The 1877-nt window shown below is 62.1% G+C and carries 2 pseudogenes; one reads left to right on the top strand and one right to left on the bottom strand.

Annotation, left to right across the window (positions count from 1 at the left end):
- Nucleotides 1–194: 194 nt before the first annotated feature.
- A pseudogene (locus ACP7DD_RS26405) lies at nucleotides 195–384 on the top strand (Tn3 family transposase); the annotation flags it as partial.
- Between the two features lie 76 nt (nucleotides 385–460).
- Here the strand turns inward: ACP7DD_RS26405 and tnpC are convergent.
- Nucleotides 461–1877 (bottom strand): annotated as a pseudogene (tnpC, locus tag ACP7DD_RS26400) (IS66 family transposase); the annotation flags it as partial.

Genomic DNA, 1877 nt, shown 5'->3' with positions numbered 1-1877 from the left:
TTGCCAACCGTAGCGGGCATTAACATGCCAAAACCGGAGGCCGAGAGCGGGGAGAATCCAGAGAATTAGACACTAAACTCATCAAATTCATTGTCTCAAAGTGATTGACACATTCCGCAGTGGAAGTCAATTTGCGGTCAGCCTACCACTACACTTCCCTGCCTTAGAATAAGATTCAGCTATTCCGAGCGCGCTTCGGCGTCGGGCGCGGCGTGACCTCGTACAACCTGCTATCGAACCAGTTTTTTAGGACTGAACGGCATCACCGTGCCGGGCACGCTTCGCGACAGCCTGATTCTACTGGCCGTCTTCCTGGGGCAGTAAACCGACCTTCAGCCGACTCAGATCATGACTGACACAGGCGCCTACAGCGAGGTGGTTTTCGTGTTTTCGGGCTTTCCCGCCTGCTCGGCTACCGATTCAGCCGTAAGCGTCCGGCCCACCCACCTATGAATGCGGTTTAGGACTGGGTAGACTGTGCAAACGGTAGCAATGAGTCGATCTTGCTGTTCGGGCAGGTGGGCAGCTTTTCGAGTGTATCGCTGAGCCAGCGTAATGGCTCGAGTCCGTTGAGCTTGGCGGTGGCGAGCAGGGTCTGGATCGCGGCGGCGCGTCGCCCGGCCCGTTCAGAGCCAGCGAACAGCCAGTTCTTTTTCCCGACGGCGATAGGACGGATGGTGTTTTCGACCGGATTATTATCGATCGGCAGCGTGCCCGAATCGACGTAGCGCAGCAGCGCCGGCCAGCGCTTGAGGGCATAGTCGATCGCCCTGGCGGTGCCGCTGCCGACGGCCACGGTCCTGCGCGCGGCAAGCAGCCAGGCGTGCCAATCGGCCATTAGTGGCTTGGCCTGGTCCTGGCGCAATTGGAAGCGTTCTGTCGGCGCCACTTCGCGCCCTTGCTGCTCGACGGCGTACAACTAGCCGATACGGCGCAGGGCCTCTGCGGCAATCGGACTACCGTTGGCAGCATGCAGGTCGAAGAATTTGCGGCGTACGTGGGCCATGCACGCCAGCTCGGTGATGCCGGCGGCGAACATGGCTTTGTAGCCAGCGTAATCGTCGACCATCAGCTGGCCCTGCCAGCCCGACAGGAAGGCGGGCGCATGCGCGCCGGCACGGCCGGTTTGATAGTCGAACACGACGATGCGCGGCCCCTCGTCCAGGTCATTGGATCGGTAGGCCCATAAATACGCATGCCGGGTTTTTCCTTCGCCGGGGTCCAGTTGCCGCACCGGCGTTTCGTCGGCATGCAGACACGGTCGCTCCTTGAGCAGTTCGGCCAGGCGTTCACTCAAGGGTTGCAGCGCGACGCCGATCTTGCCGATCCACTCGGCCAGCGTGGAGCGCGCCAGTGGCACGCCTTGGCGCGCGCCGATCTGCTCGATGCGGTACAGCGGCAGGTGATCGGTGTATTTGCTCACCGCCACCCAGGCCAGCAAGCCAGGTGCTGCCATGCCGCCATCGATGATCGCCGGCGGCACCGCTGCTGCAATGACCGTCTCGCAGGCGCGGCAAGCGTACTGCGGACGAATGTGGCGATGCACGAAAAAGCGCGCCGGCTCAACGTCGAGCTGTTCGCTGATGCCTTCACCGATCTTGACCAGGCCTTGGCCGCATGCCGCGCTTTGGCACGACTCCGGCTCATGGCGGTGCTCGACGCGCGGCAGTTCGGCCGGCAGCGGCTGGCGTCCGGCACGGCTGCGTTTGCGCTTGCCCGCTTCGCCATCACCGGTATCAGGTGGCGCCAGCTCTGCGCGGATGGCGGCCAAGTCGGAGTCGATTGTTTCTTCGAACAGTTCGCGCTGCTCGCCGCTGAAGGATTCGCTCTTCTTGCCGTAGTTGATGCGGCGGTAGTACGCCAACTCCAACGTCAAT

It is taken from the genome of Massilia sp. TWR1-2-2 (assembly GCF_049897565.1).
GTDB lineage: Bacteria > Pseudomonadota > Gammaproteobacteria > Burkholderiales > Burkholderiaceae_D > JAFCUW01.
Note: the sequence above shows the minus strand (reverse complement) of the source record. Positions and strands in the feature narration are given on the sequence as shown.